At 73.6% G+C, this 14474-nt stretch carries 13 protein-coding genes; 4 read left to right on the top strand and 9 right to left on the bottom strand.

Features of this window, described 5'->3' with window-relative positions; all coding sequences use genetic code 11:
• Positions 1-47 precede the first annotated feature (47 nt).
• Positions 48-1037, bottom strand: coding sequence for a malate dehydrogenase (locus tag ACZ58N_RS06430; RefSeq protein ID WP_471156263.1), 990 nt, complete (start codon positions 1035-1037; stop codon positions 48-50).
• A 193-nt stretch (positions 1038-1230) separates the two neighbouring features.
• A complete protein-coding gene (locus ACZ58N_RS06435; RefSeq protein WP_471156265.1) occupies positions 1231-1851 on the bottom strand; it encodes a short chain dehydrogenase in 621 nt (206 codons plus the stop codon).
• Between the two features lie 71 nt (positions 1852-1922).
• Between ACZ58N_RS06435 and ACZ58N_RS06440 the strand changes: the two genes are divergently transcribed.
• A complete protein-coding gene (locus ACZ58N_RS06440) occupies positions 1923-2837 on the top strand; it encodes a LysR family transcriptional regulator (protein WP_471156268.1) in 915 nt (304 codons plus the stop codon).
• 53 nt (positions 2838-2890) lie between these two features.
• On the opposite strand, the gene ACZ58N_RS06445 is transcribed toward ACZ58N_RS06440, so the two are convergent.
• On the bottom strand, positions 2891-3574 hold the full coding sequence (locus ACZ58N_RS06445; protein WP_471156270.1) for a DUF3017 domain-containing protein: 684 nt from the start codon (positions 3572-3574) through the stop codon (positions 2891-2893).
• Positions 3564-4424: a bifunctional methylenetetrahydrofolate dehydrogenase/methenyltetrahydrofolate cyclohydrolase gene (locus tag ACZ58N_RS06450; RefSeq protein WP_319188830.1), complete on the bottom strand. Its 861-nt coding sequence runs from the start codon at positions 4422-4424 to the stop codon at positions 3564-3566. Before ACZ58N_RS06450 ends, ACZ58N_RS06445 begins: the two co-directional genes overlap by 11 nt.
• A 247-nt stretch (positions 4425-4671) precedes the next feature.
• Between ACZ58N_RS06450 and ACZ58N_RS06455 the strand changes: the two genes are divergently transcribed.
• Positions 4672-5253, top strand: coding sequence for a hypothetical protein (locus tag ACZ58N_RS06455; protein WP_389706404.1), 582 nt, complete (start codon positions 4672-4674; stop codon positions 5251-5253).
• A 72-nt stretch (positions 5254-5325) separates the two neighbouring features.
• Here the strand turns inward: ACZ58N_RS06455 and purH are convergent, their stop codons facing one another.
• Positions 5326-6921 carry a bifunctional phosphoribosylaminoimidazolecarboxamide formyltransferase/IMP cyclohydrolase gene (purH, locus tag ACZ58N_RS06460; RefSeq protein ID WP_471156598.1) on the bottom strand — a complete coding sequence of 532 codons (1596 nt, stop codon included), beginning with the start codon at positions 6919-6921 and terminating at the stop codon, positions 5326-5328.
• Between the two features lie 14 nt (positions 6922-6935).
• The gene (purN, locus tag ACZ58N_RS06465; RefSeq protein WP_471156273.1) at positions 6936-7559 is read right to left on the bottom strand and encodes a phosphoribosylglycinamide formyltransferase; all 624 of its coding nucleotides are present in this window, start codon (positions 7557-7559) and stop codon (positions 6936-6938) included.
• Between the two features lie 247 nt (positions 7560-7806).
• On the opposite strand from purN, the gene ACZ58N_RS06470 reads away from it, so the two are divergent.
• On the top strand, positions 7807-8481 hold the full coding sequence (locus ACZ58N_RS06470) for a hypothetical protein (protein ID WP_471156275.1): 675 nt from the start codon (positions 7807-7809) through the stop codon (positions 8479-8481).
• A gap of 67 nt (positions 8482-8548) precedes the next feature.
• Here the strand turns inward: ACZ58N_RS06470 and ACZ58N_RS06475 are convergent, their stop codons facing one another.
• On the bottom strand, positions 8549-10213 hold the full coding sequence (locus ACZ58N_RS06475; protein ID WP_471156277.1) for a cell division protein PerM: 1665 nt from the start codon (positions 10211-10213) through the stop codon (positions 8549-8551).
• A gap of 120 nt (positions 10214-10333) precedes the next feature.
• Between ACZ58N_RS06475 and ACZ58N_RS06480 the strand changes: the two genes are divergently transcribed.
• Entirely contained in the window at positions 10334-11986 is a 1653-nt protein-coding gene (locus ACZ58N_RS06480; protein ID WP_471156279.1) for a helix-turn-helix domain-containing protein, read from the top strand.
• Positions 11987-12274: 288 nt separating this feature from the next.
• On the opposite strand, the gene sucD is transcribed toward ACZ58N_RS06480, so the two are convergent.
• Positions 12275-13165, bottom strand: coding sequence for a succinate--CoA ligase subunit alpha (gene sucD / locus ACZ58N_RS06485; protein WP_356870875.1), 891 nt, complete (start codon positions 13163-13165; stop codon positions 12275-12277).
• Positions 13166-13186: 21 nt separating this feature from the next.
• The gene (sucC, locus tag ACZ58N_RS06490; RefSeq protein ID WP_385579966.1) at positions 13187-14365 is read right to left on the bottom strand and encodes an ADP-forming succinate--CoA ligase subunit beta; all 1179 of its coding nucleotides are present in this window, start codon (positions 14363-14365) and stop codon (positions 13187-13189) included.
• Positions 14366-14474 lie beyond the last annotated feature (109 nt).

Below are 14474 nucleotides of genomic sequence, written 5' to 3' on the forward strand. Positions count from 1 at the left end.
ACGTTCGAGGGATCGGCGGTCCGGACGAACCGGACCGACCGATCGGATCAGATCAGGCCGAGCTCGCGCACCGCGTCGCGCTCCTCGACGAGCTCCGCCACGGACGCGTCGATGCGCGCACGGGAGAACTCGTTGATGTCCAGGCCCTGGACGATCTCGTACCGGCCGTCCTTGGTGGTGACGGGGAAGGAGGAGATGATGCCCTCCGGGACGCCGTAGGAGCCGTCCGACGGAATGCCCATCGAGGTCCAGTCGCCCGCGGCGGTGCCGTTGACCCAGGTGTGCACGTGGTCGATGGCGGCGTTGGCGGCCGAGGCGGCCGAGGACGCGCCACGGGCCTCGATGATCGCGGCGCCGCGCTTGGCGACGGTCGGGATGAAGGTGTCGGCCAGCCACGCCTCGTCGCCGACGACCTCGGCGGCGTTCTTGCCGGCGATCTCCGCGTGGAAGATGTCCGGGTACTGGGTCGCCGAGTGGTTGCCCCAGATGGTGAGGCGCTTGATGTCGGTGACGTCGGCGCCGGTCTTCTTCGCGAGCTGCGAGATCGCCCGGTTGTGGTCCAGACGGGTCATCGCGGTGAAGCGCTCGGCCGGTACGTCCGGAGCGGCGGCCTGCGCGATGAGCGCGTTGGTGTTGGCCGGGTTGCCCACGACCAGGACCTTGATGTCGTCCGCGGCGTGCGCGTTGATCGCGGCGCCCTGCGGCTTGAAGATGCCGCCGTTGGCGGAGAGCAGGTCACCGCGCTCCATGCCCTTGGTGCGCGGGCGGGCGCCCACGAGCAGCGCGACGTTGGCGCCGGCGAAGCCCTGGTTCGGGTCGTCGAAGATGTCGATGCCCTTGAGCAGCGGGAAGGCGCAGTCGTCGAGCTCCATGGCGGTGCCCTCGGCGGCCTTCATGCCCTGGGGGATCTCCAGGAGGCGGAGCTTGACCGGCACGTCCGCGCCGAGCAGGTGGCCGGAGGCGATGCGGAAGAGCAGCGCGTAACCGATCTGGCCGGCAGCGCCGGTCACGGTGACATTCACGGGAGTGCGGGTCATGGCCTTCTCCGTTAGACAGCTGGCGGTGGGGCGTCCCTGCCCCATGTGCTGGGACCCCGCTTGCGGGGAGGACGCCGCTTCGCAGCCTGTGAATCTTGACGTGAAGAGACATCCGCCGTCAGGCTATCCGACCCGCGGGGCCCCCAACCCCCGACCCCGTGTGGTCCACGGCACACGGGGCCCGGTTCCGGGGCTATTCCACGCGGAAGACCTCGCCCGTCCGGTGCCCCTCCACGGACCTGACGTAGGCGTTGGCCGCGCGGGCGACCGGGACCGGATCGAATCCGGCGAAGGTGTCCCCGTAGACGTCCATGGACTCGGTGAAGACGGTCGGGCTGACCGCGTTGATCCGCTGCCGGCCGGGCAGCTCGATCGCGGCGGCCCGCACGAAGGCCTCGACCGCGCCGTTGACCAGGGAGGCCACCGAGCCGGTCAGCAGGGGCTCACGCGCCAGGATCCCGGTGATCAGCGTGTACGAGGCGTGCGCGGGCAGCCGGGGGGCGCCCTGGCGGACGAGCTCGATCTGGCTCACGACCTTGCCCTCCAGCCCGGCGCGCACGTCCTGGACCGTCAGTTCTCCCAACGGGCGCCACGGCACGCTGCCCGCCGCGCACGCCACCGCGTCCACGGATCCGACCGCGTCGTACATCGCCCGGACGGATTCGGGGTCGGTGATGTCGACGTGGACGTCCGCGCCCTTGCGGGAGGCCGTCACGACCTCGTGGCCGCGCTCGCCCAGCGCCGCGCGCACCGCCCGGCCGAGCGTGCCGTCCGCACCGATCAGGAGCACCTTCTGGTGGTTCGCAGTGTTCATGGCCCGAGCATCCCCGCACCGGGAAGGTTAAGTCCAGCTACCTCTCCTACATGGACCCTTAAGATGAACTCATGCTTGATGTGAAGCGGATGGTCATCCTGCGGGACCTGGCGGAGCACGGGAAGGTGACCGTCGTCGCCGACCTGCACCGGGTCACCCCCTCCGCCGTCTCCCAGCAGCTGCGCGCCCTGGAGGCCGAGGCGGGGGCGGTCCTCGTCGAGCGCGAGGGCCGCGGCCTGCGGCTCACCCCGGCCGGAGCCGCTCTGGCCGCCGCCTGCGGGCCGGTGCTCGCGGCCCTGGAGCGTGCCGAAGGGGCCGTACGGGCCCTGGACGACGGCCCGGTCGGGGAGGTCCTCGTCGGCTGCGCCCCGAGCGCGCTGGCCACGGTCGCCGCCCCGCTCGTCGCCGACCTCGCCGCACGCCACCCCGGACTGCGCCCGCGCGTCGTACAGGCCGACCCGGAGGACGCCCTGCCCCTGCTGCGGCAGCGCCGCCTGGACCTCGCCGTCACGTACGCGTACCCGCTGCTCGGCGCCCCGCCCGCGAGCGGTACCACCGCGCTGCCGCTCTTCGACGACCCGCTCTGCCTGGCACTGCCCCGGGACCTGCTCCCCGCGTACCGCCGGGACGGGTTGGCGGCGCTGCGGGAGGCCGACTGGGTCTCGGCACCCGCCCCGAGCAGCTGCCGGGAGATGCTCGTGCACGCCTGCCGCAACGCCGGCTTCACGCCGCGCATCGCGCACGAGTGCGCGGACCTGCGGGCCGGGCTGTGGCTGGTCGACACCGGGCGGGCCGTGTCGATCCTGCCGAAGCTGCTGTGCGACGCGCCGCCTCCCGGCACGGCGGTGGTGGAGCTGCCGGGCCGCGGGCGGACCCTGGAGGTCCAGGTCAGGACGGGCACGGAAACCCGTCCCGCCGTCGCGGCGACCCTCGGCGCCCTGACGGGCCTCACCGCGGACCGGGGCCCGGCGGCGCGGCGAGGGTGACGGCGGGAAGGCACCGCGGGCACCGCGACCTCGCCGCGGCCGAGCCGGTCCGCTCAGCGGACGGTGAAGCGGACCGCGGTCTCCAGGAACGGGATCGTCAGCCACGGGCTGGGCTCGATGACCATCGCGAGCAGCGTGATCGCCACGCCCAGCAACCCGTACGTGACCATGTCCGTGAAGCGGGAGCGCACCGCCAGCATGCCCACCGAGGGCAACGCGCGCCGCATCACGGCCGCCGCGATCAGGGCGATGCCGATCGCCAGGCAGCCCGCGCGGGGACGGCCCGTCGCCGTCAGCAGCAGCCCCACCGCGGTCGCGGCGAGGACGCCGAGCATCGGCCACTGCCGGGCGGGAGTGGACACGGCTCCCGGTATGGCACGGCCGCCCCCCTCGGGGCGGGCCGTGTCCTGGGTGACGGCGGGAAAGCGCCGCGACCTCGCCGCGGCGGCGCCGGCCCGCGCCCGGTCCGTCGCCGGGCCGTCGACCCGCTCGGGCCCGGCACCCCCGGACCCGGGCTCCACGGCCCCGGCCGCCGACCCGGGGCCGCCGTCCGCGCCCGTTCGCACGCTCCCGTCCGCATCCGCACCGGCACCCGCGTCCGGACCCGCACCGGCACCCACACCCGCACCCACACCCGCCGGAGCGTCCGGGCCCGGGGCCGGACCGTCGCCCGGGCCGGCCTGCTCCGGCTTGCTCCCGGCGGCCGGGCCGCCGTCCGCGTCCTGCTCAGCCCGCACTGGTGATCCGTTCCGCCGCCTCGACCACGTTCACCAGCAGCTGTGCGCGGGTCATCGGACCGACGCCGCCCGGGTTGGGGGAGATCCAGCCCGCCACCGCGGCGACGCCCGGGTGGACGTCCCCGACGATCTTGCCGTTCTCGTCGCGGCTGACGCCCACGTCGAGCACCGCCGCGCCCGGCTTCACGTCCTCCGGCTTGACCAGGTGCGGCACGCCCGCCGCCGCGACGATGATGTCCGCCTGGCGCAGCAGCCCGGACAGGTCGCGCGTACCGGTGTGACACAGGGTCACGGTGGCGTTCTCCGACTTGCGGGTGAGCAGCAGGCCGATGGACCGGCCGACGGTGATGCCGCGGCCCAGGACGACGACGTGCGCGCCGTTGATCGCGACGTCGTGGTGGCGCAGCAGCTCGACGATGCCGTACGGGGTGCAGGGCAGCGGACCCGGCTCGTTGAGCACCAGGCGGCCGAGCGACATGGGGTGCAGGCCGTCCGCGTCCTTGGTCGGGTCCATCAGTTCGAGGACCCGGTTGGTGTCGATGCCCTTGGGGAGGGGGAGTTGGACGATGTAGCCGGTGCAGTCGGGGTTGGCGTTGAGCTCCCGCACGACCTCCTCGATGTCCTCCTGCGAGGCGGTGGCGGGCAGTTCGCGCTGGATCGAGGCGATGCCCACCTCGGCGCAGTCCTTGTGCTTTCCGTTGACGTACCAGCGGCTGCCCGGGTCGTCGCCGACGAGCAGCGTGCCGAGGCCGGGGGTGATGCCCCGGTCCTTCAGCGCCGCCACCCGGGCGGTCAGTTCGGACTTGATCGCGGCTGCGGTGGCCTTGCCATCGAGAATCTGGGCGGTCATGTCGCCATCCTCCCGGATGGAGTGGCCCCGGTTCCAGTCAAGGTGCTCGGCGGTGGTCCTCCGTTGATTGCACTTGCACAACAAGTAAGGGGCCCCGCGGCAACCGGCTGGACAAGGAACCACCCGCCCGACGACGATGCAACGACCAGAGTGCCGCGGGCAGTGCCGGGGGGCGGACCGCAAGTTGCAGAGTTCCTCCGCGCGTGTTGCCGTGCGTCCCCGCACTTCCACGGAGGAACACCCAAAGATGAGCTTCGGCGACCCGAACAACCCGTACGGACAGCAGCCCCAGGCCCCGCAGGGTCAGCCCGGCTACGGCTACCCGCAGCAGGCCCCGCAGGGCGTCCCCGCCCAGGCCGGCTACGGCTACCCGCAGGGCACCCCCGGCGGTGGCTACCCGGGCACGCCGCTCACGATGCCCGGTGGCGTGACCGCCTCCCGCGTGCTGCTGTTCGTGATCGCCACGCTCCAGATCATCGGCGCGGGCATCTTCATGGTCGCCGGTGCGGCCGTCCAGAAGCTCAAGGACGACCCGACGCTCCAGGCCGACGCGCAGTTCGAGCAGCTCCAGGACTTCCCGACCGGGGCGCTGTACGCGTTCGCCGTGCTGATCCTGGCCTGGGGCATCCTCGCGATCGTCCTCGGCGTCAAGTTCGGCAAGGGCGGCAACGGCATCCGCGTGACGACGATCGTCTTCGCGTCGATCACGGCCATCGCCGGTATCTGGCCGTTCGTCGGAATCGGTCTGCTGCACACCATCCTCGCCATCCTGATCATCGTCTTCGTGGCGAAGTCGGACGGCGCGGCCTGGTTCAACCGCCAGCGCTGATCCTCCCGCTCCACGGCGAAGGCCGCGTCCCGCAGTGCGGGGCGCGGCCTTCGTTTCGTGGCGGGTGCGGGATCAGTGGAAGAAGTGGCGGGTACCGGTGAAGTACATGGTCACGCCGGCCTTCTTCGCGGCCTCGATCACCTGCTCGTCGCGCATGGAACCACCCGGCTGGACGACGGCCCTGATGCCGGCGGCGGTCAGGATCTCCAGCCCGTCCGGGAACGGGAAGAAGGCGTCGGAGGCGGCGTACGAGCCCTGCGCGCGCTCGGCCCCGGCCCGTTCGACGGCCAGCTTCGCCGAGTCGACGCGGTTGACCTGGCCCATGCCGACGCCGACCGAGGCGCCGTCCTTGGCGAGCAGGATCGCGTTCGACTTGACGGCCCGGCAGGCCTTCCACGCGAAGGCGAGCCCGGCCAGTTCCTCGCCGGACAGGGCGTCACCGGTGGCCAGGGTCCAGTTCGCCGGGTCGTCGCCCTCGGCCTGGAAGAGGTCGGACTGCTGGAGCAGCGCGCCGCCGCTGATCGGCTTGAGGTCGCCCGGCTGGTGGGGCGTGCCGTCGACCTTCAGGACGCGGATGTTCTTCTTCTTCGCGAGGACCTCGACGGCGCCGTCCTCGTAGGCGGGCGCGGCGACGACCTCGGTGAAGATCTCCGCGATCTGCTCGGCGAGTTCCACGGTCACCGGACGGTTCACGGCGATGACGCCGCCGAACGCCGACAGCGGGTCGCAGGCATGCGCCTTGCGGTGGGCCGCGGCCACGTCGGTGTCCACGGCGATCCCGCACGGGTTGGCGTGCTTGATGATCGCGACGCAGGGCTCGTCGTGGTCGTAGGCGGCCCGGCGGGCGGCCTCCGTGTCGACGTAGTTGTTGAAGGACATCTCCTTGCCGTGCAGCTGCTCGGCGTTGGCGAGCCCGCCCGGCTGACCGTCCGTGTAGAGCGCGGCGGCCTGGTGCGGGTTCTCGCCGTACCGCAGGGTCGACTTGCGCTCCCAGGCACCGGCGAGGAACTCGGGCAGCGCCGCGTCCTCCGACTCGGGCGCGTACGCGTTCGTGAACCACGAGGCGACGGCCACGTCGTAGGCGGCGGTGTGCTGGAAGGCCTCGGCCGCGAGCCGCTTGCGGGCGGTCAGGTCGAAGCCGCCGTTCTTCGCCGCGTCGAGGACGTCGGCGTAGCGGGCGGGGCTGGTGACGACGGCGACCGACGGGTGGTTCTTGGCCGCGGCGCGGACCATCGAGGGGCCGCCGATGTCGATCTGCTCCACGCACTCGTCGGGCGTGGCGCCCGACTGGACGGTCGCGAGGAAGGGGTAGAGGTTGACGACGACCAGGTCGAAGGGCTCGACGCCCAGCTCGGCGAGCTGGTTGCGGTGGTCCTCCAGGCGCAGGTCCGCGAGGATGCCGGCGTGCACGCGCGGGTGCAGGGTCTTGACGCGACCGTCGAGGCACTCGGGGAAGCCGGTGAGCTCCTCGACCTTGGTGACGGGCACCCCGGCCGCGGCGATCTTCGAGGCCGTGGAGCCGGTGGAGACGAGCGCGACGCCCGCCTCGTGCAGGCCGCGGGCCAGCTCTTCCAGTCCCGTCTTGTCGTAGGCGCTGACGAGCGCACGACGGATCGGCCGCTGGGTCGTGGTCGGTTCGTTGCTGTTCGCGCTGGCTGCGGGCTCCACGCGCTCTGCGGCGGTCACTGGATCGTTACCTTTCGTCCCTCAATGCGATAGCCGTGCCGGGCCAGGCGCCCCACGACGTCGACGAGCAGCTGGCGCTCGACTTCCTTGATCCGCTCGTGCAGAGCGGATTCGTCCTCCGCGTCCCTGATCTCCACGACACCCTGGGCGATGATCGGCCCGGTGTCCACGCCGCCGTCCACGAAGTGGACCGTGCAGCCGGTGACCTTCGCGCCGTAGGCGAGGGCGTCCCGTACCCCGTGCGCGCCGGGGAAGGCCGGGAGGAGGGCGGGGTGGGTGTTGATGAACCGGCCGCCGAAGCGGTCGATGAAGCTCTCCCCCACGATCTTCATGAACCCGGCGGAGACGACGAGGTCGGGCTCGTGGGCGGCGGTCGCCGCGGTCAGCGCGACATCCCACTCCGCACGGGTGCCGTAGGCCTTGACGGGGCACACGAAGGTGGGGATCCCGGCCTTCTCCGCACGTTCCAGGCCGGCGATGTTCTCGCGGTCCGCGCCGACGGCGACGACCTCGGCGCCGAAGCCGTCGGCTCCGCCGGGGTGGGCTTCGATGGCGTCGAGCAGGGCCTGGAGGTTGGTGCCGGAGCCGGAGACCAGCACGACCAGGCGGGAGGCGGGCATGGGAGGCCCTTTCTTACGGGAATGCCGTTGTTGGTCTTGTGTGGTCGTACGAAACTACGACGTGCCGACTCATGGGCAACCGTACGAAGCCACCGACCGCCTGCAACGATACCTGTACACCCGACCGCCCCCGAGGGACGGGGGGACGGGCGGGCGGTAGCGTCTGCATTGAGCCGCGCATGCCGCGGAGCGCGCCGCCGGACGCGGCACGGACCGCGTCCACGACACAGGGGAAGTAACGCACTCGATGCCGGACCGCCGTCAGCCCGACTCCTCGACCGACGACAACCCCTTCGCGGCTCCCCCCGAGGGCCGGCCCGACCAGCCGTGGAAGCCGCGCGGCGGCGGTCCGGGTGACGCCCCCGGCCAGGGCCCCGGGCAGGGTCCCGGCCCCGGTGGCGGCCCCGGCCAAGGCCCCGGTGGGGGCCCCGGCGGCTCCCCCGGCGGAGCCGGCGGCCCGGCGCGCTGGGACCCGATGGACCCCTTGCAGCGCCGGGCGCGGTACGCGCTCCTGGCCGGCATGTGGGGCTTCTTCTTCGGCATCTTCGGCATCCCCTCGATGGGGCTGCTGCTGGGCGCGCTCGCCATGTACTGGGGCATCAGCGCGCTCCGGGGCGGACCCGCGCCCGAGTCCGGTGCCGCCCGGGCGGCCGGGGCGGGGACCGGCACCGGCGTCGCGGGGAAGCCCGACCGCCTCGCCGCCCTGGGCCCCGCGGCCCGGCCGCAGCGGGCGGCGGCCGTCAGCGGCCTGGTGACGGCCTCACTGGCACTGCTGCTCGCGGCCAGTTCGTACGCGCTGCAGATCGCGTACAAGGACTTCTACGTCTGCCGCGACGACGCCCTGACGCGCACCGCGGAACTCCAGTGCAACACCCTGCTCCCGGACAACGTGGTGGGCGACATCCTGAAGGTCCAGCGCTGACGCTCCCGCCCGAACGCACGCGGCCGGCCCCATCGGGGCCGACCGCGTGCGTTCGGGCGAGGTGACGTCACTCCTCAGGGGGGCGCCGCGACAGGATCCGCGCACCGCCCACCGGCGGGAGCAGGGGCACCGGGGGCACCGGGCCGGCGGGAATCCGCGGCGGCGACGGAGCCGCGGCCTCGAACACCTCCGCCGCTCGCGCGCCCGGCGCGGGATCGGCATCCGTGCGGGACGCCGAGGTCGCCGGGGCCGCCGGGTCCAGCGGGGGCACGGCGGCCGGCGGGGCCGTCGTGCCCGGGGCGGGCGCCGCGGCCGGGGCGGTCTGCGGGACGGGCGCCGGGACGGGGGTTCCGCCTCGGGTCGGGGGCGTGACCAGGGGCTGCGCCGCGCCGCGCAGGGCCTGCCAGCGCAGTTCCCGGACCCCCGAGTCGTGCCAGGCGTCGGCCGCCACCTCCTCGGCGGCCCCCCGCGCCGGTCGCGTCCGCCACGCGTGCACCCCGACCGCCAGCGGCACGGCCAGCACCAGGGTCCAGGCGGTGGCCGCGGCCCCGACGGCCCACCACACGGGCCCGAAGCTCGCCAGCGCGGCCGTGCCCATCGGGCCGCCCGACACCGCCGCCAGGGCGGCCATCGCCAGCCCGCACACCACCGAGCCCAGGGCCGCCGTCAGCGCGGTCTCCCCGTACGGGACCTCCCGCGCCCGCCGGACCGCGAACCATCCCACCGCCAGCCCGGCGGCCACCGGAACCCCGGCCGCCGCCCAGGTGACCGGCGTCCCCGCCCCTTCCGGCGGCAGCGCCGCCAGCAGCGGGAACCTGGGCAGCGCCGCCGCGCCCTCGAAGCCGAGCGGGGTCGCCGTGGCGCCCGCGCCCAGCGCGAAGCCAGGGCCGAGCCCGTAGGCCGCGCCCCACACCATCGCGTTCGGGATCAGGGCCACCGCCAGCAGCAGCACCGCGAACCGCCCCGACCAGACCCCGGTCAGCGTCAGGAACGACGCCTGCACCTCCGACCCGTGCCAGGCCAGGGAGGCACCGACGAGCAGCGTCCCCCCGCCCAGCAGGACCAGCACCCCGGCCGTCCCGGAACGCAGCGCCAGCGCGTACCGGGGGCGCGTGATGGCCTTGCGCACGCCCCTCGGAACCCAGTCCGGCAGGGGTCCCAACGGCCGGCCCTTGGCCGCCCACACCCCGCCCGCCGCGGCGAGCGCCGCCACCAGCGGCAGGTGCCAGGCCGCACTCAGCGGATCGGCCGGCATCGGCCCGCCGGCGGCGTACACGGTGGCCATCGCACCGACGGTGAGGTAGCCGCAGAGCACCGCGGAGAACACGGCACCGGCCGGCAGGACCTCCTCGCCGTCAGCCCCCGCGGCGTCCCCGGAGGCGCTGCCCAGGCGGGCGGCGCGCCGCATCAGCAGGGCGGGCAGGGCCACCAGGAGCAACGGCGTCACGCCCACGGGCGCGGGCACCCCGGACAGGGTCTCGTAGCGCACGAGCTCCGTCCCGTGGGCCATCAGCCACAGGCCGGCGGCGAGGTGCAGCGCACCGCCCGGCCCGCTGTCCGGATAGGGGGAACTGATCCACAACACGATCACGAGCACGGCGAGGAAGCCGAGCCCCAGTCCGGCGGCCACGACGCCGCCCAGCACACAGGCGGCGGCGGCCGGTGAACGGCGCCGCACGCCGGGGCGAAGGGCCGCCGGCAACGGGGTCCCGAGTTCAGTCACTTGGGTCACCCCGCCCATGGTGCCAACGACACGCGCTATGGGCGGGTAACAGGCGAATGCCCGTGGTGTCGCTCAATATACGTTTATGTACTTTATCGCCCAAGGCTGCCGGGTCGCGGGGAGTGTGGCATGACACAAGGCGTCGATACGACCTCCGGCTCGGAACTGGGCCTGCCCTCCCCCAAGGAGCGCCGCAGGCTCCGCGAGGCGGGCGAATTGAGCCACGAGCAGGTCGCGGAGGCCATCGGGGTCACCCCGGCCACGCTCCGCTCGTGGGAAACGGGCCGCACCGAGCCGCGCGGGCGCAAGCGCGAGGTGTACGCCGAGATCCTGGCCCGCCTCGCCGCGGCCGACGCCGTCCCGGACGCGGACACGCCGGACGTACGGGTCACCCCCGCCGCGCCCCCGCGGCCCGCGCACCCCCCGGAGCCCCACGCGCGCGAGCCGGAACCGGAGCACGCCCCGGCCGCGCCCTTCGCCGGGTGGGCCCCGCGTGCCTCCGGGGGCACGCGGGCGAGCGCCGGCGGTGGCCAGGGAAGGCCCGGCGGGCCCGGTACCCGGCCCAGGTCGGCCGCCAAGCGCGCCGCCAAGCCGCCGGTCGGCGCGGCCCGCCACGACACGAAGACGCCCGTCCGCACCGGGAGCGGCGGCTCCACCGCGGGCCCGGGCCCGCACGCCGCCCCGGGCGGACCTGCCGGCCCCACCCCTCCCCCCGAGCCCGCCGGGCGCCCGGCCGGCCCCGACGCGCCCGCCGTCGGTGCCCGCACCCCCGAACCGACGGACCCCGCACCGGGCGCGGCACAGGACGCGGTAGCGGCCGGTGCGACGGCCGAGCCGGCACCGCCCCCGGCCGCGACCCCGTCGCGGGCGACCGGACCGGAGGTGGAGGTGGCCGAGCCCGAGGCCGCCGACGCGGCAACGGCACCGGCGGCGCCCGAACCGGCGCCGGAGCCCGCCGACGCGCCCCCGGACGATCCCGTCCAGGCCTTCGAGGCCCTCTACGCCTACGCCGCCCCGGCCCTCACCCGGCAGGCGTACCTCCTCACGGCCCGCCGCGCCCTCGCCCACGAGTCGGTGGAGCGGGCCTTCCAGCAGGCCTGGGACCGCTGGCCCGAGGTCGCCACCGACCCCGACCCCATCGGCTGGGTGCGCGCGGCCGTGTACGAGTACGCGCTCTCCCCCTGGCACCGGTTCCGCCGAGCCCACCGCCACCCCGACAAGCCGCCGGCGGACCCCGCCGACCGGGTCCTGCTCGACGCCCTGCTCGCGCTGCCCCCGGTGCACCGCCGGACGGTGCTCCTCTACGACGGCGTCGGCCTCGACCTGCCCGACACCGCCGCCGAGACCGAGGCCACCACCCCGACCGCGGGCAGCCGCCTGCTCCGCGCGCACGACGAACTCGCGGACCGCGTGCCCGAGCTGGCCGACGTCCCGCCGGAGAAGCAGTCGGCCGTGCTGCGCGAACTGCTCGGGGCGGTCCGGCCCTCCGTACGGCTGGAGCCCCGCCCCGCAGCCGTCGTCCGCGCCGCCGGGGAGCACCGGGGCCGGCGGTGGACCCGCGCCGGTCTCGTCATGACCGCGCTGATCGCCATCGCGACCGCCTACACCACGGCCACCGCGCCACGGGAGTACGAGCCCCCCAGCTCCCCCGGGACGAGCGTCTCCGGCGTTCCCCCGCACAGCGGACCGCAGCGGCTGACCGAGCAGAGCCGGGAACTCCAGGACAAGCTGCGTGCCGACCCGGCCGCGGGACCCGCCCGGGTCTCGCCCGGACTGGAGTGAGCCGACCGGCGGAACGAGCACGGAAACGGGCGTGGGGGGGGGGGGGGGGGGGGGGGGGGGGGGGGGTGGTGGGGGAGGGGGGGGGGGGGGGGGGGGAGAAGCGAACCACCAACAAAACCACATCCCCCTCCCCACCCCCCCCCCCCCCCCACAAAAAACGAGACCCCACCACACCCCCCCCCCCCCCACCCCACCCCCCCCCCCCCCCCCCCCCCCCCCCCCCCCCCCACGCCCGTGCTCGCCGCGCGCACCCGCGCACTCGCGTGCGCACGTGCCGACGGCGACTGCCTACTTGGCGGCGTTCAGGATCTCGCGCGCCAGCTTCGCGGTCTCGGTCGGCGTCTTGCCGACCTTGACGCCCGCGGCTTCGAGGGCTTCCTTCTTGGCCTGTGCGGTGCCGGAAGAACCCGAGACGATGGCGCCGGCGTGGCCCATGGTCTTGCCCTCGGGGGCGGTGAAGCCCGCGACGTAACCGACGACCGGCTTGGTGACGTTCTTCGCGATGAAGTCCGCCGCACGCTCCTCGGCGTCGCCGCCGATCTCACCGATCATGACGATCAGCTCGGTGTCCGGGTCGGCCTCGAAGGCCTCCAGGGCGTCGATGTGCGTCGTGCCGATGACCGGGTCGCCACCGATGCCGACGGCGGAGGTGAAGCCGATGTCGCGCAGCTCGTACATCATCTGGTAGGTCAGCGTGCCCGACTTGGACACGAGACCGATCTTGCCGGGCTTGGTGATGTCGCCCGGGATGATGCCGGCGTTGGACTGGCCGGGGGTGATCAGACCCGGGCAGTTCGGGCCGATGATCCGGGTCTTGTTGCCCTTGGCGGTCGCGTACGCCCAGAAGGCGGCGGAGTCGTGCACCGCGATGCCCTCGGTGATGACGACGGCCAGCGGGATCTCGGCGTCGATGGCCTCGACGACGGCGGCCTTGGCGAAGGCCGGCGGCACGAAGAGGACGGAGACGTTGGCGCCCGTCTTCTCCATCGCCTCGGCGACGGAACCGAAGACCGGTACCTCGGTGCCGTCGAAGTCGACGGTGGTGCCGGCCTTGCGCGGGTTAACGCCGCCGACGATGTTGGTGCCGTCAGCCAGCATCAGCTTGGTGTGCTTCATGCCCGTGGCACCGGTCATGCCCTGGACGATGACCTTGCTGTCCTTGTTGAGGAAGATAGCCATGTGAGTCTGTGACCTCTGCCCTTACTTCGCAGCCGCGAGCTCGGCGGCCTTGTCGGCCGCGCCGTCCATGGTGTCCACGCGCTGAACCAGCGGGTGGTTGGCGTCCGACAGGATCTTGCGACCCAGCTCGGCGTTGTTGCCGTCGAGGCGGACGACCAGCGGCTTGGTGACCGCCTCGCCCTTGTCCTCAAGCAGCTGGAGCGCCTGGACGATGCCGTTGGCGACCTCGTCGCACGCGGTGATGCCACCGAAGACGTTGACGAACACGGACTTGACGTCCGGGTCGCCGAGGATGATCTCCAGGCCGTTCGCCATGACGGCGGCGGAGGCGCCACCGCCGATGTCGAGGAAGTTGGCGGGCTTGACGCCACCGTGGTTCTCACCGGCGTACGCGACGACGTCGAGGGTGCTCATCACGAGACCCGCGCCGTTGCCGATGATGCCGACCTCACCGTCGAGCTTGACGTAGTTGAGGTTCTTCGCCTTGGCGGCGGCCTCAAGCGGGTTCGCGGCCGCGTGGTCCACGAACTCCTCGTGGCCGGGCTGGCGGAACTCGGCGTTCTCGTCGAGCGAGACCTTGCCGTCGAGCGCGATGATGTCGCCGTTGGCGACCTTCGCGAGCGGGTTGACCTCGACGAGGAGCGCGTCCTCGGCGATGAAGGTCGCCCACAGGGTCACGAGGACCTCGGCGACCTTCTCGGCGACCTCGGCCGGGAACTTCGCCAGGGCGACGATCTCGCGGGCCTTCTCGATCGTGACGCCCTCGTTGGCGTTGACCGGGACCTTCGCGAGGGCCTCGGGGGTCTTCTCCGCGACCTCCTCGATGTCCATGCCGCCCTGCACCGAGGCCATGGCCAGGAAGGTGCGGTTGGTCCGGTCGAGGAGGTACGAGACGTAGTACTCCTCAAGGATCTCGGGAGCGGTCTCGGCGATCATCACCTTGTGGACCGTGTGGCCCTTGATGTCCATGCCCAGGATGTCCGTCGCACGGGCGACGGCCTCGTCCGGGGTGGCGGCGAGCTTGACGCCGCCGGCCTTGCCGCGACCGCCGACCTTCACCTGCGCCTTGACTACCGACTTGCCGCCCAGCTTCTCGGTGGCCTCGCGAGCCGCCTCAGGCGTGTCGATGACTTCACCGGCCAGCACCGGTACACCGTGCTTGGCGAAGAGGTCCCTCGCCTGGTACTCGAACAGGTCCACGCGCGTCCGTCCCTTGTCTTCAAAGATTCGCAGTGATTCGCGGTTGTCTGCTATCTGCGTGGGCGTGCCGCGGAGGGCAACGTGACGGCGCTGTCACAAGGAAGGCGCA

The sequence above is a fragment of the Streptomyces sp. NPDC040432 genome (assembly GCF_055595445.1).

Bases quoted from the DNA above. Each gene is read 5' to 3' on its own strand.
- ACZ58N_RS06470 (WP_471156275.1), top strand. From the start codon at position 7,807: ATGCCGGACCGCCGTCAGCCCGACTCCTCGACCGACGACAACCCCTTC.
- ACZ58N_RS06455 (WP_389706404.1), top strand. From the start codon at position 4,672: ATGAGCTTCGGCGACCCGAACAACCCGTACGGACAGCAGCCCCAGGCC.
- ACZ58N_RS06480 (WP_471156279.1), top strand. From the start codon at position 10,334: ATGACACAAGGCGTCGATACGACCTCCGGCTCGGAACTGGGCCTGCCC.
- purN (WP_471156273.1), bottom strand. From the start codon at position 7,559: ATGCCCGCCTCCCGCCTGGTCGTGCTGGTCTCCGGCTCCGGCACCAAC.
- ACZ58N_RS06435 (WP_471156265.1), bottom strand. From the start codon at position 1,851: ATGAACACTGCGAACCACCAGAAGGTGCTCCTGATCGGTGCGGACGGC.
- ACZ58N_RS06450 (WP_319188830.1), bottom strand. From the start codon at position 4,424: ATGACCGCCCAGATTCTCGATGGCAAGGCCACCGCAGCCGCGATCAAG.
- ACZ58N_RS06440 (WP_471156268.1), top strand. From the start codon at position 1,923: ATGCTTGATGTGAAGCGGATGGTCATCCTGCGGGACCTGGCGGAGCAC.
- ACZ58N_RS06430 (WP_471156263.1), bottom strand. From the start codon at position 1,037: ATGACCCGCACTCCCGTGAATGTCACCGTGACCGGCGCTGCCGGCCAG.
- sucD (WP_356870875.1), bottom strand. From the start codon at position 13,165: ATGGCTATCTTCCTCAACAAGGACAGCAAGGTCATCGTCCAGGGCATG.